At 67.0% G+C, this 26,398-nt stretch carries 28 protein-coding genes; 21 read left to right on the top strand and 7 right to left on the bottom strand.

Annotated elements, in window-relative coordinates; all coding sequences use genetic code 11:
• The first annotated feature begins 162 nt into the window (after positions 1-162).
• A complete protein-coding gene (locus MYL53_RS04495; protein ID WP_247852215.1) occupies positions 163-525 on the top strand; it encodes a CidA/LrgA family protein in 363 nt (120 codons plus the stop codon).
• Positions 522-1,253, top strand: coding sequence for an LrgB family protein (locus MYL53_RS04490; protein ID WP_247852214.1), 732 nt, complete (start codon positions 522-524; stop codon positions 1,251-1,253). The genes MYL53_RS04495 and MYL53_RS04490 overlap by 4 nt, the downstream gene beginning before the upstream one ends.
• A gap of 44 nt (positions 1,254-1,297) precedes the next feature.
• Here the strand turns inward: MYL53_RS04490 and MYL53_RS04485 are convergent, their stop codons facing one another.
• The gene (locus MYL53_RS04485) at positions 1,298-1,648 is read right to left on the bottom strand and encodes a hypothetical protein (RefSeq protein WP_247852212.1); all 351 of its coding nucleotides are present in this window, start codon (positions 1,646-1,648) and stop codon (positions 1,298-1,300) included.
• 204 nt (positions 1,649-1,852) lie between these two features.
• Between MYL53_RS04485 and MYL53_RS04480 the strand changes: the two genes are divergently transcribed.
• From MYL53_RS04480 to MYL53_RS04465, 4 genes are all read left to right on the top strand, one after another.
• Positions 1,853-2,026 (top strand): DUF2970 domain-containing protein, encoded by a 174-nt coding sequence (locus tag MYL53_RS04480; RefSeq protein WP_247852211.1) that lies wholly within the window; start codon positions 1,853-1,855, stop codon positions 2,024-2,026.
• 123 nt (positions 2,027-2,149) lie between these two features.
• Positions 2,150-3,274, top strand: a complete 1,125-nt coding sequence (coxB, locus tag MYL53_RS04475; RefSeq protein WP_247852209.1) for a cytochrome c oxidase subunit II — start codon at positions 2,150-2,152, stop codon at positions 3,272-3,274.
• A 45-nt stretch (positions 3,275-3,319) separates the two neighbouring features.
• Entirely contained in the window at positions 3,320-4,951 is a 1,632-nt protein-coding gene (gene ctaD, locus MYL53_RS04470) for a cytochrome c oxidase subunit I (protein WP_247852208.1), read from the top strand.
• A gap of 42 nt (positions 4,952-4,993) precedes the next feature.
• Positions 4,994-5,857 (top strand): cytochrome c oxidase subunit 3, encoded by an 864-nt coding sequence (locus tag MYL53_RS04465; protein ID WP_247852207.1) that lies wholly within the window; start codon positions 4,994-4,996, stop codon positions 5,855-5,857.
• A gap of 21 nt (positions 5,858-5,878) precedes the next feature.
• On the opposite strand, the gene MYL53_RS04460 is transcribed toward MYL53_RS04465, so the two are convergent.
• On the bottom strand, positions 5,879-6,073 hold the full coding sequence (locus MYL53_RS04460) for a DUF2909 family protein (protein ID WP_247852206.1): 195 nt from the start codon (positions 6,071-6,073) through the stop codon (positions 5,879-5,881).
• 10 nt (positions 6,074-6,083) lie between these two features.
• On the opposite strand from MYL53_RS04460, the gene MYL53_RS04455 reads away from it, so the two are divergent.
• The 3 genes from MYL53_RS04455 (at position 6,084) to MYL53_RS04445 (ending at position 8,508) form a co-directional block, all read left to right on the top strand.
• Positions 6,084-6,809 (top strand): SURF1 family protein, encoded by a 726-nt coding sequence (locus MYL53_RS04455; RefSeq protein WP_247852205.1) that lies wholly within the window; start codon positions 6,084-6,086, stop codon positions 6,807-6,809.
• A gap of 4 nt (positions 6,810-6,813) precedes the next feature.
• On the top strand, positions 6,814-7,359 hold the full coding sequence (locus tag MYL53_RS04450) for a hypothetical protein (protein ID WP_247852204.1): 546 nt from the start codon (positions 6,814-6,816) through the stop codon (positions 7,357-7,359).
• Between the two features lie 81 nt (positions 7,360-7,440).
• Complete coding sequence (locus tag MYL53_RS04445; RefSeq protein ID WP_247852203.1) at positions 7,441-8,508, top strand: COX15/CtaA family protein; 1,068 nt, start codon at positions 7,441-7,443, stop codon at positions 8,506-8,508.
• Here MYL53_RS04445 and MYL53_RS04440 read toward each other — a convergent pair.
• On the bottom strand, positions 8,481-9,920 hold the full coding sequence (locus MYL53_RS04440; RefSeq protein ID WP_247852202.1) for an SLC13 family permease: 1,440 nt from the start codon (positions 9,918-9,920) through the stop codon (positions 8,481-8,483). The two genes, MYL53_RS04445 and MYL53_RS04440, sit on opposite strands and share 28 nt — an antisense overlap.
• A 96-nt stretch (positions 9,921-10,016) precedes the next feature.
• Here MYL53_RS04440 and MYL53_RS04435 point away from each other — a divergent pair, with 96 nt between their 5' ends.
• The 9 genes from MYL53_RS04435 to MYL53_RS04395 all read left to right on the top strand — a co-directional run bounded on the left by MYL53_RS04435 (position 10,017) and on the right by MYL53_RS04395 (position 18,859).
• On the top strand, positions 10,017-10,484 hold the full coding sequence (locus tag MYL53_RS04435; RefSeq protein WP_247852201.1) for a DUF2489 domain-containing protein: 468 nt from the start codon (positions 10,017-10,019) through the stop codon (positions 10,482-10,484).
• A gap of 278 nt (positions 10,485-10,762) precedes the next feature.
• A complete protein-coding gene (locus MYL53_RS04430; protein ID WP_247852200.1) occupies positions 10,763-11,578 on the top strand; it encodes an OmpA family protein in 816 nt (271 codons plus the stop codon).
• A 230-nt stretch (positions 11,579-11,808) separates the two neighbouring features.
• Entirely contained in the window at positions 11,809-13,707 is a 1,899-nt protein-coding gene (gene thrS, locus MYL53_RS04425) for a threonine--tRNA ligase (RefSeq protein ID WP_247852199.1), read from the top strand.
• Between the two features lie 34 nt (positions 13,708-13,741).
• Positions 13,742-14,281, top strand: coding sequence for a translation initiation factor IF-3 (gene infC, locus MYL53_RS04420; protein ID WP_345740354.1), 540 nt, complete (start codon positions 13,742-13,744; stop codon positions 14,279-14,281).
• An 85-nt stretch (positions 14,282-14,366) separates the two neighbouring features.
• Complete coding sequence (gene rpmI, locus MYL53_RS04415) at positions 14,367-14,561, top strand: 50S ribosomal protein L35 (protein WP_016854829.1); 195 nt, start codon at positions 14,367-14,369, stop codon at positions 14,559-14,561.
• A 37-nt stretch (positions 14,562-14,598) separates the two neighbouring features.
• Complete coding sequence (rplT, locus tag MYL53_RS04410; protein WP_016854830.1) at positions 14,599-14,952, top strand: 50S ribosomal protein L20; 354 nt, start codon at positions 14,599-14,601, stop codon at positions 14,950-14,952.
• Between the two features lie 131 nt (positions 14,953-15,083).
• Positions 15,084-16,103 carry a phenylalanine--tRNA ligase subunit alpha gene (gene pheS / locus MYL53_RS04405; RefSeq protein ID WP_035595842.1) on the top strand — a complete coding sequence of 340 codons (1,020 nt, stop codon included), beginning with the start codon at positions 15,084-15,086 and terminating at the stop codon, positions 16,101-16,103.
• 33 nt (positions 16,104-16,136) lie between these two features.
• Positions 16,137-18,518 carry a phenylalanine--tRNA ligase subunit beta gene (gene pheT / locus MYL53_RS04400; protein ID WP_247852197.1) on the top strand — a complete coding sequence of 794 codons (2,382 nt, stop codon included), beginning with the start codon at positions 16,137-16,139 and terminating at the stop codon, positions 18,516-18,518.
• A gap of 38 nt (positions 18,519-18,556) precedes the next feature.
• Positions 18,557-18,859 carry an integration host factor subunit alpha gene (locus MYL53_RS04395; RefSeq protein WP_016854833.1) on the top strand — a complete coding sequence of 101 codons (303 nt, stop codon included), beginning with the start codon at positions 18,557-18,559 and terminating at the stop codon, positions 18,857-18,859.
• Positions 18,860-18,936: 77 nt separating this feature from the next.
• On the opposite strand, the gene MYL53_RS04390 is transcribed toward MYL53_RS04395, so the two are convergent.
• Entirely contained in the window at positions 18,937-19,143 is a 207-nt protein-coding gene (locus MYL53_RS04390; RefSeq protein ID WP_247852196.1) for a DUF2788 domain-containing protein, read from the bottom strand.
• A gap of 135 nt (positions 19,144-19,278) precedes the next feature.
• Here MYL53_RS04390 and MYL53_RS04385 point away from each other — a divergent pair, with 135 nt between their 5' ends.
• Both MYL53_RS04385 and MYL53_RS04380 read left to right on the top strand, forming a co-directional pair.
• Positions 19,279-19,743: a flavodoxin domain-containing protein gene (locus tag MYL53_RS04385; RefSeq protein WP_247852195.1), complete on the top strand. Its 465-nt coding sequence runs from the start codon at positions 19,279-19,281 to the stop codon at positions 19,741-19,743.
• On the top strand, positions 19,743-20,114 hold the full coding sequence (locus MYL53_RS04380; protein WP_247852194.1) for a hypothetical protein: 372 nt from the start codon (positions 19,743-19,745) through the stop codon (positions 20,112-20,114). The genes MYL53_RS04385 and MYL53_RS04380 overlap by 1 nt, the downstream gene beginning before the upstream one ends.
• Before the next feature lie 97 nt (positions 20,115-20,211).
• Here MYL53_RS04380 and ppnN read toward each other — a convergent pair whose 3' ends face one another.
• Positions 20,212-21,573 carry a nucleotide 5'-monophosphate nucleosidase PpnN gene (gene ppnN / locus MYL53_RS04375; RefSeq protein WP_282103365.1) on the bottom strand — a complete coding sequence of 454 codons (1,362 nt, stop codon included), beginning with the start codon at positions 21,571-21,573 and terminating at the stop codon, positions 20,212-20,214.
• 209 nt (positions 21,574-21,782) lie between these two features.
• Between ppnN and MYL53_RS04370 the strand changes: the two genes are divergently transcribed.
• Positions 21,783-22,733, top strand: coding sequence for a LysR family transcriptional regulator (locus MYL53_RS04370; RefSeq protein WP_247852193.1), 951 nt, complete (start codon positions 21,783-21,785; stop codon positions 22,731-22,733).
• A gap of 109 nt (positions 22,734-22,842) precedes the next feature.
• Here the strand turns inward: MYL53_RS04370 and gcvP are convergent, their stop codons facing one another.
• Positions 22,843-25,737, bottom strand: a complete 2,895-nt coding sequence (gene gcvP, locus MYL53_RS04365) for an aminomethyl-transferring glycine dehydrogenase (RefSeq protein WP_247852192.1) — start codon at positions 25,735-25,737, stop codon at positions 22,843-22,845.
• A gap of 118 nt (positions 25,738-25,855) precedes the next feature.
• Positions 25,856-26,248, bottom strand: coding sequence for a glycine cleavage system protein GcvH (gene gcvH / locus MYL53_RS04360; protein ID WP_247852191.1), 393 nt, complete (start codon positions 26,246-26,248; stop codon positions 25,856-25,858).
• Positions 26,249-26,398: the final 150 nt, after the last annotated feature.

The following is a 26,398-nucleotide window of genomic DNA, read 5'->3' as shown; positions in this document are numbered from 1 at the left end:
TCCGGCGCATCCCCCGAGAACGAGGCATATACTACCTCGCTCCTCGGGAAATGAAAAGTCCTTTTTACGCTTTTTTTCAAAAGGTTGGCCGTCACCTTCCCGTACTGCCCATGTCTCCCGTGCTTTGCGACAATGGTCGCATACTGGACAAGGAGAATGGGGATGCCGCTGATCTTGGGCATGAGCATGCTGCTGGCATGCCAGATGTTGGGAGAATTGCTGGCGCGGGGGCTGGCCGTGCCGATTCCGGGGCCGGTGATCGGCATGGTGATTCTGCTGGTGGTTCTGATGGTGTGGGGCAAGGTCCCGAATAGTCTGAGGGCATCCGGTGAGGGCCTGCTGCGCTATCTGACGCTGTTGTTCGTGCCGGCCGGCGTCGGCGTGATGGTGCACGGGGCGCTGATCGGACGGGATATCCTGCCGATCCTGGCGACGCTGTTCGTCTCCACGGCGCTGACCCTGGGCGTCACGGCCTGGGTGCTGTCGCGTCTTCAGGGGCGCCTGGGCAAGGGAGGCCGCCAATGAATGTCGCGCGTCTGGACCAGCTGTGGGTTTACCTCTCGGGCAATCCGCTACTGTCGCTGTTGCTGACCCTCGTGGCCTTCGCCCTGGCGGTGCGCATCAACAAGGCGCTGGGCGGGACGCCGTTGCTGCATCCCGTGATGCTGGCGATTGCCCTGCTGATCGGCAGTCTGCTGCTGCTGGACATGGATTACGCCACCTATTTTGAGGGGGCCCAGTTCATCCACTTCCTGCTGGGGCCGGCCACGGTGGCGCTGGCCATTCCGCTCTACGATCATCGCGAACGCGTGCGGCGTCTGCTGGTGCCGCTGCTGCTGGCCTGCGTGACTGGCATCGTGACTGCCGTGTCCAGCACGCTGGGGCTGGCGCTGCTGTTGGGGGCGCGTCACGAGACCCTGATGTCGCTGGCGCCGCGATCGGTGACGTCACCGATCGCCATGGGTATCGCCGAGCAGATCGGCGGTATTCCGTCGCTGGCGGCGGGGCTGGTGCTGCTGACCGGGGCCATCGGCTGCGCACTGGGGCCGGCTATCTTTCGGCTGCTGCGCATTCGGGATCCCGCGGTGCAGGGCTTCGCCATGGGGCTGGCGGCCCACGGTTTCGGCACGGCTCAGTCGTTTGCGCGGCTGGGAGCGGTGGCCGGCGCCTTTTCGGGGCTGGCGATGGGCATCACGGGTCTGATGACGGCCTTCCTGCTGCCGCCGCTGGTGAATCTGCTGGGGCTGGGCTAATGGGTGAAGCAGGATGTCGGACGATGTCCTGCTTCATGGGCCGATCATATCTCCTCCCAGAGCCGCTTGCGGAAGTCCTCGGACAGCTCGGCGACCTTCTCTAGCCGCTGCCAGTGCGTCTGGGCGACGTCCTGCATGAGCCGCTGATAGCACCGGTGCAGCTCATGCGGGTGGGCTTCGCCGTTATAGCAGCCGGCCATGCGCTCGCCGCTCTCGGCCAGTGCGCGAAGGCACTGCGCTTCGAACTGCATGGCTTCGGCCACGCTTTCCAGCCAGGCGAACTGCAGCCGGGCCAGGGGCGTTGTGCCCTGCGTCAGCTGCTGGTTCCACCATTGAAGCATGGCGTCGGTGGCGGGTGGGAGAGCGCTGGCGGTCTCTTCCCTTGGTCGAGTCATCTTGGGCCTCCTGGTGCGCGCGGTGACAAAAAGGCCGTGCCATCCAGGGCGGCGGCGGTTGCTCTCGAAGTATAGGCGCTCTTTCCCGCTGGGCCGTCGGCCAACGGGCCTGCTCTGCGAGAGGCTGATGCAGGTCAGGGAGTGCGCATATCGGCGATCCCTGGTCTACGGTCTAGGAGTGAGTCGGTCAGCGGGAGCATGTCCATGTGGCGGGTGATCGCGTCGGTGCTGGCGGCCTTCTTCGGGGTTCAGAAGGAGTCGCGGCGCCAGGAGGATTTCTCCCGAGGCGGTGCGGGGCCTTTCATCGTGGCAGGCGTGCTGCTGGCGATCGTGCTGGTCGCGCTGATCGCCCTGGTGGCGACGCTGGCGGCCGGCTGAGGCATTCGGGCTGCGTTGAAGCGCTCGTTGGGGCCGGGGGATGGCGCCCACGGGTCATGCGACGACGGAGTTCTATACTCGACCCAGGCGTGGTGGATGCGCATTGACGTTCAGGAGGGGGCGATGCGGATACGCAAGCGGCTCGTATGGACGGCGAGCGGGGCGGCCCTGGCCGTGCCGGTATCTGGGGCTCTGGCCAGCGGCTGGAACATGCCGGTCGGGGTCACCGACCTCAGCCGGGACATCCACGGCTTGCACATGGCCATCTTCTGGATCTGCGTGGTCATCGGCATAGTCGTCTTCGGCGCCTTCTTTTACTCTCTCTTCCGCTATCGACGCTCCCGCGGCGCCCGGCCTTCGCACTTTCGCGAGCACACCACGGTCGAGGTGATCTGGACGATCGTGCCACTGCTGATCCTGGTCGCGATCGCGATACCCGCCACGGCGACGCTCAAGGCCATGTACGACACCTCCGAGGCCGATATGGAGGTGCTGATCACCGGTCAGCAGTGGCGCTGGCGCTACGAATATCGCGGCGAGGACGTCGCCTTCCTGTCCAATCTCGCGACACCCCGCGAGCAGATCGCGGGTCAGGGCAAAAAGGGCGAACACTACCTGCGTGAGGTCGATGAGCCGCTCGTGCTGCCGGTCGGCCGCAAGGTGCGCCTGCTGCTGACGTCCGACGATGTGATCCATTCCTGGTGGGTGCCGGAGCTCGGCGTCAAGCAGGACGCCATGCCTGGATTCGTCAACGAGAACTGGGTGCGCATCAACGAACCGGGCACCTATCGCGGCCAGTGCGCCGAGCTGTGCGGGCGGGACCACGGCTTCATGCCGGTCGTGGTCGAGGCGGTGGCGCCCGAGCGCTTCGACGGCTGGCTGGCCGAGCGTCGGGCGGCGGCGGCCGAGGCCGCCATGGGGCTCGATCGCGACTGGGCCATGGACGAGCTGATGGAGCGGGGCGAGCAGGTCTACGGCACCATCTGCGTGTCCTGTCATCAGCCCGATGGCCGCGGCAATCCGCCGGTGTTCCCGGCCCTGGCCGGCAATCAGACGCTGATGGACGATCGGGCGCGGCACATCGAGACCGTGATCAACGGCGTGGCCGGCAGCGCCATGCCGGCCTTCCGCAACACGCTCAATCCGGTGGAGATCGCTGCGGTGATCACCTATGAGCGCAACGCCTGGGGCAACGAGACCGGCGATCGCGTCCAGCCCTCGGCGATTGCCGAGCGGATAGCCGAGTAGTCGGCGACCGGCCCGAGTACGAGACGCTAACCAGGGAGTATGACCATGGCTTCCCACCTGCCTCCCAAGTCCAGCACCCAGCACAGCCAGCCCGCCTCCGCTGGTGTGGCGAGCCAGGCGCATGAGGCGCCGAAGGGGCTCAAGCGCTGGCTGCTGACCACCAATCACAAGGAGATCGGTACCCTCTACCTGGTGCTGTCACTGACGATGTTCTTCGTCGGCGGGCTGTTCGCCATGGTCATCCGCGCCGAGCTCTTCCAGCCGGGGCTGCAGCTGGTCGAGCCCGAATTCTTCAATCAGATGACCACCATGCACGGGCTGATCATGATCTTCGGCGCGGTGATGCCGGCCTTCGTGGGGCTCGCCAACTGGATGGTGCCGCTGCAGATCGGGGCGCCGGACATGGCGCTGCCGCGGCTCAACAACTTCAGCTTCTGGCTGCTGCCGGTGGCCTTCACGCTGCTGCTGTCGACCTTCTTCATGCCCGGCGGGGCGCCCAACTTCGGATGGACCTCCTACGCACCGCTGTCCACCACCTATTCGCCGCCATCCACCACCTTCTTCATCCTCTCGCTGCACATGGCGGGCATCAGCTCGATTCTCGGCGCGATCAACATCATCGCCACCATTCTCAATCTGCGGACGCCGGGCATGCGGCTGATGGACATGCCGCTGTTCGTGTGGACCTGGCTGATCACCGCCTTCCTGCTGATCGCCGTGATGCCGGTGCTGGCCGGGGTGATCACCATGATGCTGCTGGACATCAACTTCGGTACCAGCTTCTTCAGCGCCGCCGGCGGCGGCGACCCGGTGTTGTTCCAGCATCTGTTCTGGTTCTTCGGCCATCCTGAGGTCTACATCATGATCCTCCCGGCCTTCGGCATCGTCTCGGTGATCATTCCCACCTTCGCCCGCAAGCCGCTGTTCGGCTACGCCTCGATGGTCTATGCCACGGCCTCCATTGCCATCCTGTCGTTCCTGGTCTGGTCGCACCACATGTTCACGGTGGGCCTGCCGCTGGTGGCCGAGCTGTTCTTCATGTACAGCACCATGCTGATCGCGGTGCCGACCGGGGTGAAGGTGTTCAACTGGGTGACCACGCTGTTCCGCGGCTCGATCACCTTCGAGCCGCCGATGCTGTTCGCCCTGGCCTTCGTGGTGCTGTTCACTATCGGCGGCTTCTCGGGGCTGATGCTGGCCATCTCGCCGGCGGACTTCCAGTACCACGACACCTATTTCGTGGTCGCCCATTTCCACTACGTGCTGGTGCCCGGCGCGGTGTTCGCGATCATGGCCGGCGTCTACTACTGGCTGCCCAAGTGGACCGGCCACTATCCGAACCTGCGGCTGTCGCAGTGGCATTTCTGGCTGTCGGTGATCGGCGTCAACCTGACCTTCTTTCCCATGCATTTCGCCGGACTCGCCGGCATGCCGCGGCGTATTCCCGACTACGCGCTGCAGTTTGCCGACTTCAACATGGTGACGAGCTTAGGCGCCTTCCTGTTCGGACTGTCCCAGCTGCTGTTCGTGCTGGTGGTGGTACTGTGCGTGCGCGGCGGCGAGAAGGCGCCGGCCAAGGCCTGGGAGGGCGGCGAGGATCTGGAATGGACGGTGCCAAGCCCGGCACCGTTGCATACCTTCGAGACGCCGCCGGACTTCCAGCCGCGGCGCCACTGAGTCGAACGCGTCGCGGCGGGCGAGCCGCAGAGGAGAGCGAACATGAGCGGTGGCAGCTACTACGTTCCCGCCTCGAGTAAGTGGCCGGTACTGGCCTCGCTGGCGCTGGGTACGATGATGGTGGGTACCGGCACCCTGCTGGTCTTCGGCATGGGCGGGCTGCCGGTGATGGTGATCGGCCTGCTGGCGGTGCTGGGCGTGATGACGCTGTGGTTTCGCGACGTCATCCACGAGTCACGCAGCGGGCTCTATGACGCCCAGATGGATCGCTCCTTCCGCTGGGGTATGGGCTGGTTCATCTTCTCCGAGGTCATGTTCTTCGCCGCCTTCTTCGGCACCCTGTTCTACGTGCGCACCTTCGCGCTGCCGTGGCTGGATGGAGAGGGCGCCAAGGGGGTGGCAGCCCTGCTGTGGCCCGATTTCACCGCCTCCTGGCCGTTATTGGAGCCGCCGGGGGAGGCGGTGAAGGGTCCCCACGAGACCTTCTCGCCGTGGCAGCTTCCGCTGGTCAACACCCTGATTCTGGTCAGCTCGAGCATCACCCTGACGGTGGCGCACGAAGCGCTCAAGGAAGGCTATCGTGACACGGCGCGTCACTGGCTGGGCGGCACCGTGCTGCTTGGCCTGTGCTTCATCACCATTCAGGGCTTCGAATACCACGAGGCCTATACCCACTATGGCATCACCCTGCAGGCGGGCATCTACGGCGCGACCTTTTTCCTGATGACCGGCTTCCACGGCCTGCACGTGATCATCGGCACCCTCATTTTGATCGCCATCCTGGGGCGGGTGCTGCGTGGCCACTTCACCCGTGATGATCACTTCGCCTTCGAGGCGGCGGCCTGGTACTGGCACTTCGTCGACGTGGTGTGGATCGGGCTGTTCACCTTCGTCTATGTGTTCTGAGAGCGAGTGTCCTGAGGGCGGTCAGTGTCCGAGGGGACCGAGATAGAAGCCGTAGAAGAGCAGGGCCAGCAGCAGCGTCGCCAGGACGACGCGCAGCTTGAGCGAGACGAGGACGCGCCGCGAGCGGCCGCCGTCCTTGATCAGAAAACCGGCGCCGGCGGCGAGGCTTGCCACCATGGCCAGGAAGACGAGGGCGATCAGGGTCTTGAGTAGCATCTCTCACTCCGTGAAAAGCGCCGCCGCACGCCACGGTTGCGGCCGACGCCTGGGGCTCTGGATCCTGTGCTGGAGCCTGGTGGTGGCGCTCGGGCTGGCACTGGGACTATGGCAGTGGCAGCGTGCCGCCGACAAGCGCGAGCTGCTGGCACGCTATGAGACGGCACCACGGCTGGAGGATCCCGTGGTGGCGCCGCCGGACGGGGCCCGGCTGACCCTGCACGGCGAGTATCTGGCCGCCGAGACGCTGTTTCTCGACAACCGCACTCACGACAACCGCCTGGGCGTGGCGGCCCTGACGCCGTTGCGCGGCGACGATGGCAGGCTGTGGCTGGTGGAGCGCGGCTTCCTGGCCACCGGTCCTCGCCGGGACACGCCCACGGTGACCACCCCAGAGGGCGCGGTGACGCTCAGCGGGCGCTGGCAGGTGGCCGGCGACAGCGCCCCCCTGTTCGGGCCCAATCGCGAGGGTCGGCGCCTGCAGCGCATCGCGCTATCCGCCTGGCCGGCGCTCGGCGGCTTCGCCCATGCCGGCTGGCTGCATCTGGAGAGCGGGCCCGGCCATCTCGCCTCCTGGTGGACGCCCTCGGTGTTGCCGCCGGAACGCCATCTGGCCTATGCCATGCAGTGGTGGGGGCTGGCTATCGCTGCGCTGATGGTGATGACCCTGGGAGGCCGTCGTCTGGTGCGTGATCGTACCTCTTCTTCTGTCTCCAAGCCCCGCCCGGAGGAGTAAGCCGATGCCCGTCGACGCTCGCGTGTCTCCCGTCTCGTCGCGCCTCAAGCTGCTGGCGCTGTTCGCGGTGTTCCTGCTGCCCATGGCGGTGGCCTGGGGCATGGTCGAGTGGCGGCTGGGCATCCCCGAGGGCCGTACCGCCCATGGCCAACTGACGCCGGATGTGCCGGCGCTTCCGGCGTGGCCGCTCGACGGCGTGGCCAAGCAGGGCGCTGACGACTGGGTGCTGGCTTTCGACTGTCCGGCCGCGTGCGACGCCCAGGCCGACCGCTGGTGGCGGTTGCATCGGGCGCTGGGGCGAGATGCCCATCGCATCAGCCGGCTGCGCCTCGGCGGCAGCGGCGAGACGCTGCCCGGGGCCTCGGCGGTCGTCTGGACGGACGTGGCCCCCTGGCGTTCGCCGGGTCGGCTGTGGGTGTTCGACCCCGACGGCCGAGCGGTGCTGGCCTATGCGCCGGACGTCGAGACGGCGCAGGTGCTGGAGGACATCGAGCTGCTGCTTGAGCGCAATCCCGAATCGCCCATGGCGCGACTTCATCCGCAGCAGTGACAGGACGGCGGTATCGGTGGTGTGGCGGGGCAGGAGAGATGGCGGTTAGCGAGGATGGTGGGCAGCAAAAGGAGGATGGCGATGCGACTCTCCCAGGCGTCTCCGACATGGCGCGGCGTGCTGTGGCTCAGTCTGGCCGGTACCGTGCTCTGTGCCCTGGTGGTGCTGGCCGGCGCGGCGACCCGGCTAATGGATGCGGGGCTCGGCTGCCCCGACTGGCCGGGCTGCTACGGAGCGCCGCTGGTGCCCGATGCCGAGCGGGCCCTGGCGCATAGCCCCCACCTGCCGCTTGAGGCCACCAAGGCTTGGATGGAGATGCTGCACCGCTATCTGGCGGCGGGACTGATCGCCGTGGCGCTGCTGCTGGCGGCGCGCGGGCGGCGGCTGTGCCGCGGCCGCGACGGCTACCCCTGGCGGCTGACGCTGGGACTGCTGGTGGCACTGGCGGTGCAGGGCGCCTTCGGGGCCTTCACCGTGACCTTCAAGCTGTGGCCGCAGGTGGTGACCCTGCATCTGCTCGGTGGACTGTCGGTGATGGCGATGTTCCTGTGGCTGCATCTGTGCCTGCGCCGGCTGGCGTTCGATGCCCCCGCGGTGATGCGGCCACGGCGCCTGACGCTGCTGTGGCGGGCGACGCTGCTGGCGCTGGTGCTGCAGCTGGCGCTGGGCGGCTGGACCTCGAGCAACTATGCCGGCATCGCCTGTCAGGGCTTTCCTGCCTGCAACGGGCGATGGGTCGAGGCACTGGACTGGGGGGAGGGCTTTCATCTGACCCAAGCGGTGGGGCCGAGCTATCTCAATGGTCAGCTCCACGCCGAGGCGCGCAGTGCCATCCAGGTGGCCCATCGCCTGGGCGCCGCGGCGCTGCTGGCCTGCCTGCTGGCGCTGGGCTGGCGCCATGGCCGTGACCGGGCGATGCGGCCCTGGCTGGCGCTGGCGGTCGGCGCCGGGCTGGCTCAGGCGGCGCTGGGCGTGGCCAACGTGCTGCTGTGGCTGCCGCTATGGCTGGCACTGCTGCATACGGCAGGGGCCGCCTGCCTGGTGGCCGGCCTGGTGCTGGCGGCGTGGCGCTGGCGCTGGCCGGTCGCGGCGACGTCTCGGATCGTCGCCGCGGGCCGGATTCACCAGAACAGCGTCACCAGCGGATAGGCCAGCAGCGTCACCAGCAGGGTGCCGATCAGGTTGAGGGCGAAGCCTGCGCGGATCATCGACTGGATGCGCATATGGCCGGTGGCGAACACGATGGCGTTGGGCGGCGTGGCCACCGGCATCATGAAGGCGCAGCTGGCGGCAATGGCGGCGGGCACCGTGACCAGCAGCGGCGAGATGTCCAGCGACACGGCGAGGGCGCCGAGCAGCGGCAGGAAGGCGGCCGCGGTGGCGGTGTTGGAGGTCACCTCGGTGAGGAAGATGATCACCAGCACCACCACACCGATCAGGGCCAGCAGCGGGAAGGCGCCGAAGACCTCGAGGCGCTGGGCGATCCACTCGGCCAGCCCAGAACGGCTGATGGCGCCGGCCAGGGTCAGGCCGCCGCCGAACAGCAGCAGGATGCCCCAGGGCAGCGACTGGGCCGCGTCCCAGGTCATCAGACGTTCGCCGCTGCTGTCCCTCGAGGGCACCAGGAACAGCGCGATGCCGGCGGCGATGGCGATGCCGGTGTCCGACAGCCAGTCGAGCCCGGCCTGGTTGAGCAGCGGGCGACACACCCAGGCGAGGGCGGCCAGCAGGAAGATCAGGCCGACGCGACGTTCGGCGGCGCTGGTGCGGCCGAGCTTGGCCAGTTCGCGGCGAACCATGTCGGCGCTGTCGTCGCCGCCCGCCAAATGAAAGCGGCGCCGCGTCAGCCACCACCAGGCGCAGGCCATCATCGTCACGCTGACCGGCAGGCCGACCAGCATCCACTGGGCGAAGCCGAGATCGATGCCGCGGCTGTCGGCCAGATACCCGGCCAGCAGCGCGTTGGGCGGGGTGCCGATCAGGGTGGCGATGCCGCCGATGCTGGCGGAATAGGCGATGGCCAGCAGCAGGGCGGTGGCATACCGAGCGAGTTCGTCGGGGTCGCTGTCGTCCAGCAGGCTGATCACCGACATGCCGATGGGCAGCATCATGATCGCCGTGGCGGTGTTGGAGACCCACATGCTCAGAAAGCCGGTGGCCAGCATGAAGCCGCCGATCTGGCGGCGCGGCTCGTGGCCGACCACGCGCAGCACGTGCAGGGCGATGCGCCGGTGCAGGTTCCAGCGCTGCATGGCGATGCCGAGCAGGAAACCGCCCAGGAACAGGTAGATGATCGGGTTGGCGTAGCTCGCGGCGGCCTGCTGGATGTCGCCGAGGCCCAGTGCCGGGATCAGCACCAGCGGCACCAGCGAGGTGGCGGGAATCGGGATCGCCTCGGTCGACCACCAGGTCGCCATGAGCAGGGCCAGCCCGGCGCAGGCCCAGGCGCTCTCGCTCATGCCGCCCGGCGGCGGCAACACCAGCGTCATCAACAGCCACAGCGGGCCGAGTATCAGCCCGACGCGGGCCACGGTGGTGGGGTGACTTGCCGAATCGCTCATGCCTGGCTCCTTGCCGTGTCGGCCCGGGGGGATTGGGACCGTGCGAGGCAGAGTATAAAATGCGTGGCCTTACCCTTCGATGCTTCGGGAGCCTGCATGTCCCATACTACCGCGCTGATCCTGCTGGGGATTGCTGTGGCCATCGTGGCCGGCCTGGCGGCCTATGCCGTGACGCTGTGGCGCGAGGTGCGCCGCCGCAAGGTCTTTCGCGAGGATGAACTGCGTCGTGCCCACGAGAACTGCCTGGAAAACCTGGAGCTGGTGGCCTCGGCCCTTCAGCAGCAGCAGGTCGATGTCACCGAGGGTTCCTGGCGCTGCAAGACGCTGCTCGACATCCTCGATCCTTCGCTGGTCGAGCGCCCCGAATTCCAGGCCTTCGGCGAGGTTCACGGCCGTACCCGTCATCTGCACACGCACTCCGCGCGGCAGGCGCTGACGCCCAAGGAGCGCTTCCAGGAGGATCGCGAGCGCCTGGCGGTCGAGGACGAGATGCGTGCGGCGGTGATCGAGGCCGCGGGCGCGGTGCTGCGGTTCCGCCGCGACTGGCCGGCGTCCCTGCACTGAGGTCGGGCCTCGGCGCGCGGAGACATGGGCGATCGCTGACGCAGACAGCGATTGCATCCCGCGATCACCTTGGGCAAGCTTGTACAGGCACCGTAGATGGCTCATATGCGGAAGGATGCCAGTGCCATCTCACGGTCTCTGCTGGCTGAAATCATATTTTCGTGCTTTCTTAACGATGTAGGCGAACGCTGTTCGTCGCCGTTGGCTATGAACCACCGGACCTCCTGGATGGCGTCTCCGCGATGGCCATGCAGATTTGTGTGAAGAAGGAGTCTTACATGAAAAAATCTACGACTGGCTTGCTGCTCGGTTCCGCTCTCGTCGTTGGCCTGTCCGGCTGCGCGAGTTCGGCTTCTCAATCCTCCAGCATGGGCGATAGCGCCTCTTCCGATCGTGCTTGGTACCAGCATCCGGCGGTTTGCGGTCTGGCCGGCGGCCTGATCGGCGGCGGGATCGGCTATGCCACTTCCAGCGATTCCGACGAAGACACCGGTGCGGCCGTGGGCGGCACCGCCGGCGCCACCATCGGTGCCCTGCTGTGTGCCGAGCCCAACAAGAAGGCCGAGCCTGCGCCGCAGGACACCGATGGCGATGGCGTGATCGACGCCAACGACCAGTGCCCGGGTACCCCGGCTGGCGTGGCCGTGGATGCCGTGGGCTGCCCGCTGGATTCCGACGCCGACGGCGTGCCGGACTACCAGGACCAGTGCCCGGGTACCCCGGCCGGCGCCGAGGTCAATGCCCTGGGCTGCGTCGAGGACCTGGTGCTGCGTGACGTCAATTTCGAGTTCGACTCCGCGACCCTGACCATGGGTGCCGAAGGCATCCTCGACGGCGTCGCCGAGAAGCTGATGGCCAATGAGAACGTCCGCGTTCGCATCGAAGGTCACACCGATTCCGTGGGTAGCGCCAGCTACAACAAGGATCTGTCCCAGCGTCGCGCCGATTCCGTGGCCGACTACCTGGCCGCTCAGGGCGTCGACCGCAACCGCATGCGCACCATCGGTTACGGCGAGTCCCAGCCGGTCGCCACCAACGAGACCGACGCCGGCCGTGCCGAGAACCGTCGCGTCGAGCTGGGCGAGTGGGAGTGATCTCCGACTGAGCCCTCGCCCCGGTTCGCCGGGGCATCTCGAGAGTGAAAGAGGCGCCTTCGGGCGCCTCTTTTCGTTGCCGCGGTATGTTTCGTGGCGCCGGCATGGCCTCGCACGGGGGCCGTCTGCTAGGCTAGGCGACGCTTTCGTAAGCGCTTTCGACGACCATTCTTTCTGGCGACATGTGATCCTTGGTGTGGATCACCACTGCGCAAAAGGAAATTCTTTACATGCCCATCGTGACCCTGCCGGACGGCAGTCAGAGAACCTACGACGAACCGCTCACCGTAATGCAGGTGGCCGAGAGCATCGGCGCCGGCCTGGCCAAGGCCTGCGTGGCCGGGCGCATCGACGGCGAGCTGGTGGACGCCGCGGACGTCATCGACCGTGACGCCGAGGTGGCCATCATCACCGCGCGCGACGAGGCCGGCCTGGAGATCATCCGCCACTCCTGCGCCCACCTGATCGGCCACGCGGTGAAGCAGCTCTATCCCGATGCCAAGATGGCGATCGGCCCGGTGATCGACGACGGCTTCTACTATGACGTCGACTTCGGCCGCTCGGCGACCCCCGAGGACCTCGAGGCCATCGAGCAGCGCATGAAGGCGCTGATCGACACCGGCTACGACGTGGTGCGCGAGTACGTCGACCGCGACAAGGCCATGCTGACCTTCCTGCATCGCGACGAGCCCTACAAGCAGGAGATCGTGCGCGAGATTCCCGATGGCGAGACCATTCGTCTCTACCATCATCAGGAATACACCGACATGTGCCGCGGTCCGCACGTGCCGAACACCCGCCACCTCAAGGCCTTCAAGCTCACCAAGCTGGCCGGCGCCTACTGGCGCGGCGACGCCGAGCGCCCGATGCTGACGCGTATCTACGGCACCGCATGGGGCGACAAGAAGCAGCTCAAGGCCTATCTCAAGCGCCTCGAGGAGGCCGAGAAGCGCGATCACCGCAAGCTGGCCAAGAAGATGGACCTCTTCCACCTGCAGGAAGAGGCGCCGGGCATGGTCTTCTGGCACCCCAACGGCTGGACCATGTACCAGGCGCTGGAGCAGTACATGCGCCGGGTGCAGATCGAGCACGGCTATCGCGAGATCAAGACGCCCCAGGTGGTCGATCTCTCGCTGTGGAAGGCCTCCGGTCACTGGGGGCACTACAGTGAGCTGATGTTCACCACCGAGTCGGAGAAGCGCGAATACGCGGTCAAGCCGATGAACTGCCCCTGCCATGTGCAGGTGTTCAACCAGGGCCTGAAGAGCTATCGCGATCTGCCGCTGCGCCTGGCCGAGTTCGGCAGCTGCCATCGCAACGAGCCCTCCGGCTCGCTGCACGGTCTGATGCGCGTGCGCGGCTTCACCCAGGACGATGCCCACATCTTCTGCACCGAGGGCCAGATCCAGTCCGAGGCCGAGGATTTCATCGCGCTGACGCTTCAGGTCTACAAGGAGCTGGGCTTCGAGGGCGTCGAACTCAAGCTGTCCACCCGCCCGGACGACTTCATGGGCGAGGCCGAGCTGTGGGATCGCGCCGAGGCCGGCCTAGAGGCCGCGCTCAACAGCACCGGTCTGGACTGGGAGCTGCAGCCGGGCGAGGGCGCCTTCTATGGGCCCAAGATCGAGTTCTCGCTACGCGACTGCCTGAATCGCGTCTGGCAGTGCGGCACCCTGCAGCTCGACTTCAACCTGCCCGGCCGCCTGGGCGCGCAGTTCGTCGACGAGCACGGCGAGCGCAGGACGCCGGTCATGCTGCATCGTGCTATCCTGGGCTCCTTCGAGCGCTTCCTCGGCATCCTCATCGAGCACTACGCCGGTGCCATGCCGCTGTGGCTCGCCCCGGAGCAGGCCGTGATCCTCAACATCACCGATTCGCAGCGCGATTTCGTCGAAAATCTCGAGCGTCGCTTGCAGAAAGTCGGCATGCGCGTCAAGGCGGACTTGAGGAACGAGAAGATCGGCTTTAAAATTCGCGAGCATACGTTGCAGAAGGTCCCCTATCTCCTGGTGGTGGGAGATAAGGAAGTCGACGCCGATTCGGTCGCCGTGCGCACGCGCACCGGGGAAGACCTCGGCACCATGACGGTGGAGACCTTCATCGACAAGGTGCTGGCCGAACGGCTATAACGACATCTTCCAAGACTGAAGTGGAGACGGAACCATCAAGCGAAGCAACCCCAGAGGGCGCCCGCAGGACAAGCGCCCACCGATGAACGAGCGTATTACCGTAGACCAGGTTCGTCTGATCGACAGTGACGGCGAGCAGCTGGGTATTCTGCCGACCAGCGATGCCCTGGAGCGTGCGGAAGCCGCCGGTATGGACCTCGTCCAGATTTCCAATGCCGATCCGATCGTCTGCAAGATCATGGATTACGGCAAGTTCGTCTTCGAGCAGAAGAAGCAGAAGGCGGCTCAGAAGAAGAAGCAGAAGCAGATCCAGGTCAAGGAAGTCAAATTCCGGCCTGGCACCGACGAGGGCGACTATCAGGTCAAGATGAAGAACCTGACACGTTTCCTCGAAGGTGGCGACAAGGGCAAGGTCACGCTGCGCTTCCGCGGACGCGAAATGGCCCATCAGGACCTCGGTCGCAAGCTGATGGAGCGGATCGCCGCCGATCTCGAGGAGATCGGTACCGTGGAGTCCTTCCCGAAGATGGAAGGGCGGCAGATGATCATGATCATTGCCCCCAAGAAGAAGTGATCCGACGGCCCGTCAAACGAATGGCCGGCGCCTAGCCGGCCATTGGCCCCGGATTTTCTCAAAAACCTCGAGCGGAGTTCATCTCATGCCGAAAATCAAGAGCAACAGCGGCGCTGCCAAGCGCTTCAAGAAGACGGCCAACGGCTTCAAGCACAAGCAGTCGTTCCGTAGCCACATCCTGACCAAGAAGTCCACCAAGCGTAAGCGTCAGCTGCGTGGTATGAAGCAGATCCACGACGCCGACAAGCAGCTCGTGCAGCGCATGCTGCCGAACCTGTAATCCTTGGTAGACCATATTTAAACGTCAGGAGTAAGCCATGACTCGCGTCAAGCGTGGTGTCGTCGCACGTCGTCGTCACAAGAAGATTCTCAGCCAGGCCAAGGGTTACTACGGTGCCCGTTCACGCGTCTTCCGCGTTGCCAAGCAGGCCGTCATCAAGGCCGGTCAGTACGCCTACCGTGACCGTCGCCAGCGCAAGCGTCAGTTCCGCGCCCTGTGGATCCAGCGTATCAACGCCGGTGCCCGTCAGCACGGTCTGTCCTACAGCCGCTTCGTCGGTGGCCTGAAGAAGGCCGGCATCGAGATCGACCGCAAGGTCCTGGCCGATCTGGCCGTCAACGAAAAGGCTGCCTTTGCCGCTATCGTCGAGAAGGCCAAGGCTGCCCAGTAAGTGATCTCGTGCTGGCAGGGCGCGCTCCCCGTGAGCGTTCCCTGCCACGGATCGTCGCAGGGGAAGAGCAGCCGCTCTTCCCCTGTTTTTTTGGCATGTGACCCCCTGATCAAGACATCGGAGCACAACGGATGGACCACCTTCCCACTCTGGTCGCCGAGGCCCGCGACGCCGTTCAGGCCGCCGAGAGCATGGCCGCCCTGGACGAGCTGCGCGTGCGCTACCTCGGCAAGAAGGGCGAGATCACCGCGCTGCTCAAGGGCCTCGGCAAGCTGCCCCCCGAGGAGCGCCCGGCCGCCGGCGAGCGCATCAACGAGGCCAAGCAGGCGCTGTCCCAGGAGATCGACGCTCGCCGCCAGGCCCTGGAGAAGGCCGCACTGGAAGCGCGCCTGGCTGCCGAGCGCCTCGACGTGACCCTGCCCGGCCGTGGCCAGCCCAGCGGTGGCCTGCACCCGGTGACCCGCACCCTGGAGCGCATCGAGGGGCTGTTCACCCGCGTCGGCTTCGACGTGGCGGTCGGCCCGGAGATCGAGGACGACTACCACAACTTCGAGGCGCTCAACATTCCCGCCCATCACCCGGCGCGGGGCATGGCTGACACCTTCTACTTCGACGCCACCCGGCTGCTGCGTACCCACACCTCGCCGGTCCAGGTACGCACCATGAAGGACCAGGAGCCGCCGATCCGCATCGTCTGCCCGGGCCGCGTCTATCGCAGCGACTCGGATCTGACCCACACCCCGATGTTTCATCAGGTGGAAGGGCTGCTGGTCGATGAGGACGTGCGCTTCTCCGACCTCAAGGGCACCGTCGAGGACTTCCTGCACGCCTTCTTCGAGCGTGACGATCTCTCGGTCCGTTTCCGCCCGTCTTACTTTCCGTTCACCGAGCCCTCCGCCGAGGTCGACATCGAGTGCGTGATGTGCAGCGGCGACGGCTGCCGCGTCTGCTCGCACACCGGCTGGCTCGAGGTGATGGGCTGCGGCATGGTGCACCCCGAGGTGTTCCGCCACGCCGGCATCGACAGCGAGCGCTACAAGGGCTTCGCCTTCGGCATGGGCGCCGAGCGTCTGGCCATGCTGCGCTACGGCGTCAACGACCTGCGGCTGTTCTTCGACAACGACCTGCGCTTCCTCAAGCAGTTCGCCTGATCGACCACCGACTACGCGGAAACAGGAACCGACATGAAATTTTCCGAACAGTGGCTGCGTGAATGGGTCTCCCCGGCGCTGGCGACCCAGGCACTGGCCGACCAGGTCACCATGGCCGGCCTCGAGGTCGATGCCATCGAGCCGGTGGCGGCCGAGTTCAGCGATGTGGTGGTGGCCGAGGTCGTCGCCCGCGAACAGCATCCCGACGCCGACAAGCTCAATGTCTGCCAGGTCGAGGACGGCAGCGGCGAGCGCGTTCAGGTCGTGTGCGGCGCGCCCAATGTCGACGTGGGCCAGAAGGTGCCCTTCGCCCGAGTCGGGGCGGTGCTGCCGGGTGACTTCAAGATCAAGAAGGCCAAGCTGCGCGGCGTCGAGTCCCGCGGCATGATCTGCTCCGCCTCCGAGCTGGGCATGGAAGAGGACGCCTCGGCGGGCATCCTGGTGCTGCCGGCCGCGGCGCCGGTGGGCGAGGGCGTGCGCGGCTACCTCGGCCTCGACGACCATACCATCGAGGTCGACCTGACCCCCAACCGCGGCGACTGCCTGAGCGTCAAGGGCATGGCCCGCGAGGTCGGCGTGCTCAACCGCCTGCCGGTCGAAGGCCCGGCCATCGCGCCGGTGGCAGCGAGCCACGACGAGACCTTCCCGGTGCGCGTCGAGGATGCTGACGGCTGCCCGCGCTATCTGGGCCGTGTGATCAAGGGCGTCGACGTGACCGCCGAGACGCCGCTGTGGATGGTCGAGCGCCTGCGTCGCAGCGGCATTCGCGCCATCGACCCGGTGGTCGACGTCACCAACTACGTGATGCTCGAGCTCGGCCAGCCGCTGCACGCCTTCGACCGCGCCAACCTCAGCGAGGCCGTGGTGGTGCGTCGCGCCCGCGAGGGTGAACGGCTGGTGCTGCTCGATGGCCAGGAGATCACCCTGGTCGACAGCACCCTAGTGATCGCCGACGAGCGCGGCCCGCTGGCCATCGCCGGCGTGATGGGCGGCGAGCACTCCGGCGTCAATGCCGAGACCCGCGACATCTTCCTCGAGGCGGCGCACTTCTCGCCGCTGGCGGTGGCCGGTCAGGCTCGCTCCTATGGCCTGCACACCGACGCCTCTCACCGCTTCGAGCGCGGCGTGGACCCGGCGCTGGCCCGCGAGGCCGCCGAGCGTGCCACCGCGCTGCTGCTGGAGATCGTCGGCGGCGAGCCCGGCCCGCTGGTCGAGGTGGTCGACGCCGAACGCCTGCCCGGCGATCGCGAGGTGCTGCTGCGCCGCGAGCGCCTGGACCAGGCGCTGGACAAGGTGCTCGACGGCGAGGAAGTCGGCGAGATCCTCGAGCGCCTCGGCCTCGCGGTCGAGAGCGTCGAGGCCGGCTGGCAGGCGCGCATTCCGAGCTGGCGCTTCGATCTGGCCATCGAGGAAGACCTGATCGAGGAAGTGGCACGCATCCACGGCTACAACCGCCTGCCGGTGCGTCGTCCCCAGGCGCGCCTGGGCCTCGAGCCCGATCACGAGGCGCGCACGCCGCTGTCCCGCCTGCGCAACCAGATGGTCGCGCGCGGCTACTTCGAGGCGGTGACCTACAGCTTCGTCGCGCCCGAGCTGCAGTCCACGCTGCTGCCCGAGTCGGTCTCCCCGGCGCTGGCCAACCCGATCTCCAGCGATCTCTCGGTAATGCGGGCGAGCCTGTTCCCGGGCCTGGTGCGTGCGCTGCAGCACAATCTCAATCGCCAGCAGACCCGGGTACGGCTGTTCGAGACCGGCCTGGTGTTCCGCGGCGAGCTCGATGGCCTGCATCAGGTGCCGATGCTCGGTGCCCTGGTCTGCGGCGCCCGCGAGCCGGAAGGCTGGAGCGGCGGCAAGGACAAGGTCGACTTCTTCGATCTGAAAGGCGACCTGGAGACGCTGCTGGCCATGGGCGGCGAGCCCGAGGCCTGGCGCTTCGAGCCGGCCGAACATCCGGCCCTGCATCCCGGCCAGAGCGCACGGGTGCTGTACCGCGGCGAGGAGGCCGGCTGGATCGGCACTCTGCACCCGGCGGTGCGCGCCGAGCTGGGCCTCAAGGTCGATGCGGTGCTGTTCGAGGTTCGCCTCGAGGCGCTGACACAGGGGCAGGTGCCGGCCTTCGCGCCGCTGTCGCGCTATCCCGAGGTGCGTCGCGACCTGGCCTTTCTGGTCGACGCCGAGTGCCCGGTCCAGGCGCTGCTCGACACCGTCCACGCCCAGGCCGGCGAATGGCTGGTGGAGGCGCGCCTGTTCGACGTCTATCAGGGCAAGGGTGTGGCCGAGGGTCGCAAGAGCGTCGCCCTGGGCTTGACCTGGCAGCATCCTTCGCGCACGCTAAATGACGAGGAAATCAACCACTTGGTCGATGCCATCGTCGAGGAGTCGCGGCTGCATCTGGGCGCCGAGCTTCGCGCATGAGGGATTCCGGGCTCGACCAGCAGCGAGAGGGAAGCGACATGGGGGCGTTGACCAAGGCCGAACTGGCCGAACATCTGCACGCCGACCTCGGTCTCTCCAAGCGTGAGGCCAAGTCCATGGTGGAAGCCTTCTTCGAGGAGATCCGCGCCTGCCTGCGCGAGAACGAGCAGGTCAAGCTGTCGGGCTTCGGGAACTTCGACCTCAGGGACAAGAGCGAGCGGCCGGGCCGTAACCCCAAGACGGGAGAGGAGATTCCGATCTCCGCCCGGCGGGTGGTGACCTTCCGGCCGGGGCAGAAGCTCAAGACGCAGGTCGAGGAGTACCATCCCGAGGAGGGCTGACCAGGCCTCCTTCATGCGACATGCCGACGCCATCCCCCGGGGTGGCGTCGGCTTTTTTATGCCTGTCGGTACGGCCGCTAGAATGCGCCCCTTTCCAGCCACCAGGTGATGACCACCTTGAGCACGTAGCCCAGCATGCCGGCACCGAGCACCACGAACAACATCAGGGTGCCGAAACGACCGGCCTTCGACTGCCTGGCCAGATCCCAGATGATGAAGCACATGAACAGCATCAGGCCGCCGATCATCAGGGGGGTGATCCAGGCTTCGAAGGTCTGGGTCATGGCGGGCTCCTTTTATATGGAAAGTCATTCCATCTTATTGATACTCACCAGGCTAGGGGAGGGGCGAAGATGCGACCGTGGCCGGGGCCGTGTTAAAATCCGAGCGAATTTCTCAGGCAAATCCAAGACATGTCCATGCCCAAGCTCAAGATTTTCGTCGGCACCATGTACGGCGGTGCCCTGGATGTGGCCGAGCAGGTCCAACCGCTGTTCGAGGGCGCCGGCTACGAGGTCGAGATCTTCGACCAGCCGACCCTGGCCGATCTGATCGATACGCCCACCGATCTGGCGCTGTTCTGCGTGTCCACCACCGGCAGCGGCGACGTGCCCGGCAACCTGGTGCCCTTCGTGCGCGAACTTGAGGCCCAGAGCCCCGGGCTCACCGAGCTGCGCTATGGCATGATCGCGCTGGGCGATGGCTCCTACGTCGACTCCTTCTGCGGCGCCGGTCGCGCCCTGGACGAACGGCTGCAGGGGCAGGGCGCCACGCGCCTGGGCGAGCGCCTCGAGATCGACGCCATGGAGACCTTCATGGCCGACGACGCGGCCGTGCCATGGGTCGAGGAGTGGATCGCCACCCAGCAGCTGAAGGTGACCTGATGGGCGCGACCTCGAGCCCGGAGCGGCTCAGTCTGCTGGTCGGGCTGGCGGCGATGATGGCGGCGACCCTGCCGCGCTACCTGGTCGGCGGCCACCACACCCGCCTGACCCTGCTGGCGCTCGCCATCGTGGCGGTGCTCGGCGTGGCGCTGGCCCAGTGGCGGCTGCTGGCCGCCGAAGCCCGCGCCAGGCTGCCGGCGCTGCTGCGCCGGCTGCTGATCTGCTTGATCGTCGGCCTGGTGGCGATGGCGGCCTGGCAGGGGCTCGTCGCCGGCTGGAGCGGCTTGGCGCTGCTGGCCTCCCATGGCACGACCCTGGGGCTGCTGCTGCATGCGCTGGGCATCTGGATCAGGCCGGTGGTCAGCAAGTAAGGGGTAAGGCGCAAGGGGTGAGGCGAGAGGGGCGGCAGGGCTCGTCGTTCAACGCCTCGCCCCACTGCTCGATAACTCCTCACCCCTCACCCCTCACTCAGCCCAGCGTATAGCAGGGCTTGTACTCGCCGGCCAGCTTCATCCGTCCCTGGGCGACGAAGGAGTTCAGCAGTTCGTCGAGCCTCGCCATCAGCTCCGGTTCGGCGTTGAGGCGGAAGGGGCCGTGGGCCTCGATCAGCCGGATGCCGCGCTCCTTGACGTTGCCGGCGACGATGCCGGAGAAGGCCCGGCGCAGGTTGGCGGCCAGCTCGTGCACCGGCTGCTCGCGATGCAGGGCCAGGCCGGCCATGGCCTCGTGGGTCGGGTCGAAGGGTGCCTGGAAGTCGCGGGCCACGGTCAGGCGCCAGTTGTAATAGAAGGCGTCCTGACGGCTGCGGCGGTATTCGGTGACGCTATCGATCCCCTTGCGCATGGTGCGCGCCACCTCGACCGGATCGTCGATGATGATGTCGTAGAGCCGGCGCACGGATTCCCCGAGGGTATAGACCAGGAACTCGTCGATGCGCTTGAAGTAGTCGGCGGCGTCGGCGGGGCCGGTGAGGATCACCGGCAGCTCCATGTCGGCGTTGTCCGGGTGCAGCAGGATGCCGAGCAGATAGAGGATCTCCTCGGCGGTGCCGACCCCGCCGGGGAACACGATGATGCCGTGGCCCAGGCGCACGAAGGCTTCGAGGCGCTTTTCGATGTCCGGCATCACCACCAGTTCGTTGACGATCGGATTGGGCGCCTCGGCGGCGATGATGCCGGGCTCGGAGACGCCCAGGTAGCGGCCCTCGGCGCGGCGCTGCTTGGCGTGGGCCACGTTGGCACCCTTCATCGGTCCCTTCATGGCGCCAGGGCCGCAGCCGGTGCAGATGTCCAGCTCGCGCAGTCCCAGGTGGTAGCCGACGTGCTTGGTGTAGTCGTATTCCTCGCGGGAGATCGAGTGGCCGCCCCAGCACACCACCATGCTCGGGTCGCGGCTGGGGTGCAGGGTGCCGGCCTTGCGCAGGATATGGAAGACGGCGTTGGTGGTGCCTTCGCCGGTGGTCAGGTCGAAACGATCGCCTGACTGGATCTCGTTGTAGACGTAGACGATGTCGCGCAGCACCGAGGACAGGTGCTCGCGGATGCCGCGGATCATCTTGCCGTCGACGAAGGCCTCCGCCGGGGCATTGGTCAGCTTGAGGCGCACGCCGCGGTCCTGCTGGATGATCTCGATGTCGAAATCGGGGTAGGTCTCCATCAGCGCCAGGCCGTCGTCGGTCGGATTGCCGGAATTCAGCACGGCCAGGGCGCAGCTGCGCAGGAGCCCGTGGAGCCCGCTGCGGGAGGTGTCGTGCAGCCGGTTGACCTCGTGCTGGGAGAGGATCTCGAGGCTGCCTTCCGGGGAGATGATGCTGGAAATGGTATTGGCCATGCAGCGCGTCCGTGTCACTGGAAAGGGAGCGGCGGTGTCCGAGCGTGCCTGGCCTTCGCTTGCCGGCGCGTCGGATCGCGCCTGAATGACGGCTCGATGCCGCCTGCTTCGATGCTACCACGCCCCCGCCGGAGGCGCAGCGCTGCGCGCTTCGGGGTGAGCTGGTAGAATGTTGACGCTCGGCTCCCCTGGTCAAGATGCCCCTCGCCATGTTCAACGCCCTGTATTTCCGCACCTTCATCACGCTCGTCGAGACCGGCAGCTTCACTCGGACCGCCCAGCGTCTGGAGATGACCCAGCCCGGGGTCAGCCAGCATATCCGCAAGCTGGAGCGCTACCTCGACAAGTCGCTGCTCGACCGCCAGGGCCGTCGCTTCGTGCTGACCGAGGCCGGTCGCCGCGCCTACGATTACGCCCTCAAGCTGTTTGCCGAGCACGAACAGTTTCGCCACTCGCTGGACGACGAGAGCCTCGACAGCGGTGAGTGCCGCATCGCCTCGCCGGGCAGCGTGGGGCTGATGTTCTATCCCTTCATCCTCGGCCAGCAGCAGATGCATCCGGGGCTGACGGTGAGCTACAGCTTCGCCTTCAATCACGAGATCGTCACCGACGTGCAGGCCGGCCGCCATGACCTGGGCATCGTCACCGAGGCGGTGCGTCACCCCGAGCTCGAGTGCGAGGCCTGGCATCAGGAGCCGCTGTGCCTGGTGGTGCCGGCGGACTTCACCGGCACCGGCCTGGCCGATCTGATGGCGCTGGGCTTCATCGGCTACGCGGACGGCGTCAATCGCGCCGGTGGACTCCTGCGCCAGAACTTCCCCGGCGAGTTCCGCTCCATGAGTCACTTTCCGCGCCAGGGCTTCACCAACGAGGTCAGCATGGTGCTCGACGCCGTGGCCCGCGGCCTGGGCTTTACCGTGGTCTCGCGGCTGGTGCTCGAGACCTCGCCCTGGCAGCGCCAGGTGCGGGAGCTGTCGCTGCCGCACCCGGTGCAGGAAACGCTCTACCTGGTGACCCGTCGCGGCATGCGCATGCCGCGGCGCTACACCCGCCTGCTGGAGGCCTTCCGCGAGCATCGGCATCACGAGCGCTATGGCCACGGCGACGCCGGTTCGGCCGACCTGGGCGAGGTGCCGGCGGGTCGCTCGGCTGACGTCTAGCGCCGCTGACCGCGGGCCCCGCAGGTCCCATCCTCTTATGTGATATCCCCGCAAACGACAGCGCCCCGCCGAATGGCGGGGCGCTTTGCGTGCGGTCATCCGTACGAGATCACTCGCGATAGGCGTCGATGCTCGGGCAGGAGCAGATCAGCTGACGGTCGCCGAGCACGTTGTCGACCCGGTTGACGGTCGGCCAGTACTTGGCCGCCTTGACCGCCTCGGAGGGGAAGGCGCCCAGCTCGCGGGAGTAGGGGCGCTCCCAGCCGGCGTCCATCAGGTCGGCCATGGTGTGTGGCGCGTTGACCAGCGGGTTGTTGTCGGCGGGCCACTCGTCGGCCTCGACCTTGGCCACTTCCTCGCGGATCGCGATCATGGCGTCGCAGAAGCGGTCGAGCTCGTAAAGCGACTCGGATTCCGTCGGCTCGATCATCAGCGTGCCGGGCACCGGGAAGGACATGGTCGGGGCGTGGAAGCCATAGTCCATCAGGCGCTTGGCGATGTCCTCCTCGCTGATGCCGGAGTCGGCCTTGAGCGGGCGGATGTCGATGATGCATTCGTGGGCCACGGTGCCTTTGGCGCCCTTGTAGAGCACCGGATAGTGCTCGCCGAGGCGGGCGGCGATGTAGTTGGCGCCGAGGATGGCCAGCTCGGTGGCCTCGCGCAGGCCGCGGGCGCCCATCATCTTGATGTAGGCCCAGGAGATCGGCAGGATCGAGGCGCTGCCGAAGGGCGCCGCCGCCACCGCGCCGCTGCCGGCCTCGACGCCGTCCAGCGGGCGCACCACGTGGTTGGACACGTAGGGCGCCAGGTGTGCTTTGACGCCGATCGGGCCCATGCCCGGGCCGCCGCCACCATGGGGAATGCAGAAGGTCTTGTGCAGGTTCAGGTGGCTGACGTCGCCGCCGAAGTCGCCGGGACGGGCCAGGCCGACCTGGGCGTTCATGTTGGCGCCGTCGATGTACACCTGGCCGCCGTGGCCGTGGACGATGTCGCAGGCCTCGCGCACGCCTTCCTCGAACACGCCGTGGGTGGACGGGTAGGTGAGCATGATCGCCGACAGCGAATCGGCGTGCTGCTCGGCCTTGTCGCGCAGGTCGGCGAGATCGATGTTGCCGTCGTCGTCGCACTCCACCACCACGACCTTCATGTGGGCCATGGCGGCGGACGCCGGGTTGGTGCCGTGGGCGGAGCTCGGGATCAGGCAGACGTCGCGATGGCCCTGGCCCTCGGCCTGCTGATAGCGGCGGATCGCCACCAGGCCGGCGTACTCGCCCTGGGCGCCGGAGTTCGGCTGCATGGAGATGTGGTCGTAGCCGGTGATTTCCACCAGGAAGTCGGCCAGCTCGTCGATGATCTGCTGGTAGCCGGCCACCTGGTCCTTGGGCGCGAAGGGGTGGATGCGCGCCAGCTCCGGCCAGGTGATGGGGATCATCTCGCTGGTGGCGTTGAGCTTCATGGTGCACGAGCCCAGCGGGATCATGGCGTGGGCCAGCGACAGGTCCTTGTTCTCCAGGCGCTTGAGGTAGCGCAGCATCTCCGTCTCGCTGTGGTAGCGACGGAAGGTCGGATGGGTCAGGAAGTCGGACTCGCGCTCGCTGCCCGCCGGGATGCCGCTCTTGCCGGCCTCGACGATCTCGGCGTCGAGCGAGGCCACGGACTGGCCGTGCTCGGCGTCGAGCAGCACGTCGAACAGCAGGTCCAGATCGTGGGCGGTGGTGGTCTCGTCGAGGCTGACGCCGACGTCGCCGTTGTCGAAGTAGCGCAGGTTGACGTCGTGGGCCATGGCGCGGCCGTGGATCTTGCGCGCGTCGACGCCGGTCAGGCGCAGGGTGTCGAACCAGCTGTCGTGGGCCAGGCTCACGCCGCCGCGGGTCAGGGCCTCGGCCAGGATGGTGGTCAGACGATGTACGCGGCCGGCGATGGTGCGCAGGCCCTCGGCGCCGTGATAGACGGCGTAGAAGCCGGCGATGTTGGCCAGCAGCGCCTGGGCGGTGCAGATGTTGGAAGTGGCCTTCTCGCGACGGATGTGCTGCTCGCGGGTCTGCATGGCCATGCGCAGCGCGGTCTCGCCGCGGCTGTCCTTCGAGACGCCGATGATGCGGCCCGGGATCGAGCGCTTGAGCTTGTCGGTGGTGGCGAAGAAGGCGGCGTGCGGCCCGCCGAAGCCCATCGGCACGCCGAAGCGCTGGGCGGAGCCGACCACCATGTCGGCGCCCATGGCACCCGGTTCCTTGAGCAGCACCAGCGACAGGATGTCGGCGGCCACGCAGGTCATGATGCCCTTGGTCTTGGCGGCCTCCATCAGCGGCGCCAGATCGTGGACGCGGCCGCCGTCGCCCGGGTACTGCAGCAGGGCGCCGAAGACGTCGTGTTCGGCCACTTCCGCGGCCGGGGCGACGATCAGCTCGAAGTCGAAGTAGTGAGCGCGGGTGCGTACCACGTCCAGGGTCTGCGGGAAGACGTCGTCGGCGACGAAGAAGGCGTTGGTCTTGGCCTTCTTGTTGGCGCGCCGGCACAGCGCCATGGCTTCGGCGGCGGCGGTGGCCTCATCCAGCAGCGAGGCGTTGGCCAGGCTCATGCCGGTGAGGTCCATGACCATCTGCTGGAAGTTCAGCAGGCCTTCCAGGCGACCCTGGGAGATCTCCGGCTGATACGGGGTATAGGCGGTGTACCAGCCCGGGTTCTCCAGCACGTTGCGCTGGATGACCGCCGGCAGGTGGGTGTCGTAGTAACCCTGCCCGATGTAGCTCCTGGCCACGCGGTTCTGGCGGGCCAGGCGATGAAGGTAGTCCAGGGCTTCGGCTTCGCTGCGCGGCGGGTCCAGTTCCAGCTCGCGCCCCAGGCGGATGCCGGCGGGGAGGGTACGTTCGAGCAGGCTGGCCAGGCTGTCCATGCCCAGAGTGTCCAGCATGGTGGCCACGTCGGAGGCCTCCGGGCCGTTGTGGCGACGGAGGAAGGCGTCATGGTTGGCCAGTTCGGCCAGTCGGCGTTGTTCGAAAGCCATGGAATACCCTATTGCGGTCGCGCCCGATGCGGGCAGGGAAAAGGGAAAGGGGGCGCGGGGCATGGCGCGAGGGGTGGCCTTGGCGCGATGCCCCGCCGCCGGGACCGACGGGGTCGGATCAGTCCTCGGCGTCGGCCAGCGCCTGGTAGGCGTCGGCGTCCAGCAGCTCGTCGAGAGCACCGGCTTCTTCGAGGCGCAGCTTCAGGATCCAGCCGTCCTCGTAGGGGGATTCGTTCAGGGTTTCGGGGGCGTCCTCGAGCTCCTCGTTGACCGCGATCACCTCGCCGGACAGCGGGGCGTAGAGGTCGGAGGCGGCCTTGACCGACTCGACCACGCCGAACTCGTCGCCCTTGGCCAGGGCGGCGCCCACCTCGGGCAGCTCGACGAAGACCACGTCGCCGAGGGACTGCTGGGCATGGTCGGTGATGCCGATGGTCACCGTGCCGTCGCCGTTGTCCAGGATCCACTCGTGGCTTTCGGCGTAGCGCAGGTTGGCGGGGATAGCACTCATGACGTTTTCCTATACGAAAAAGGTTTCAGACGCAGGGGCATCCTAACGCCCCCGACGACATTTGGCGAGCCCCGGAAAGCCTGGGGTCGTACGGGGCTCTGCGCGGCGCGGTGCGTGGCGCCTCTCACAGCGTAGGCGGACGGGAGACTT

The organism is Halomonas getboli (assembly GCF_023094245.1).
GTDB classification, from domain to species: domain Bacteria; phylum Pseudomonadota; class Gammaproteobacteria; order Pseudomonadales; family Halomonadaceae; genus Halomonas; species Halomonas getboli.
This window is presented reverse-complemented; position numbering and strand designations above follow the sequence as displayed.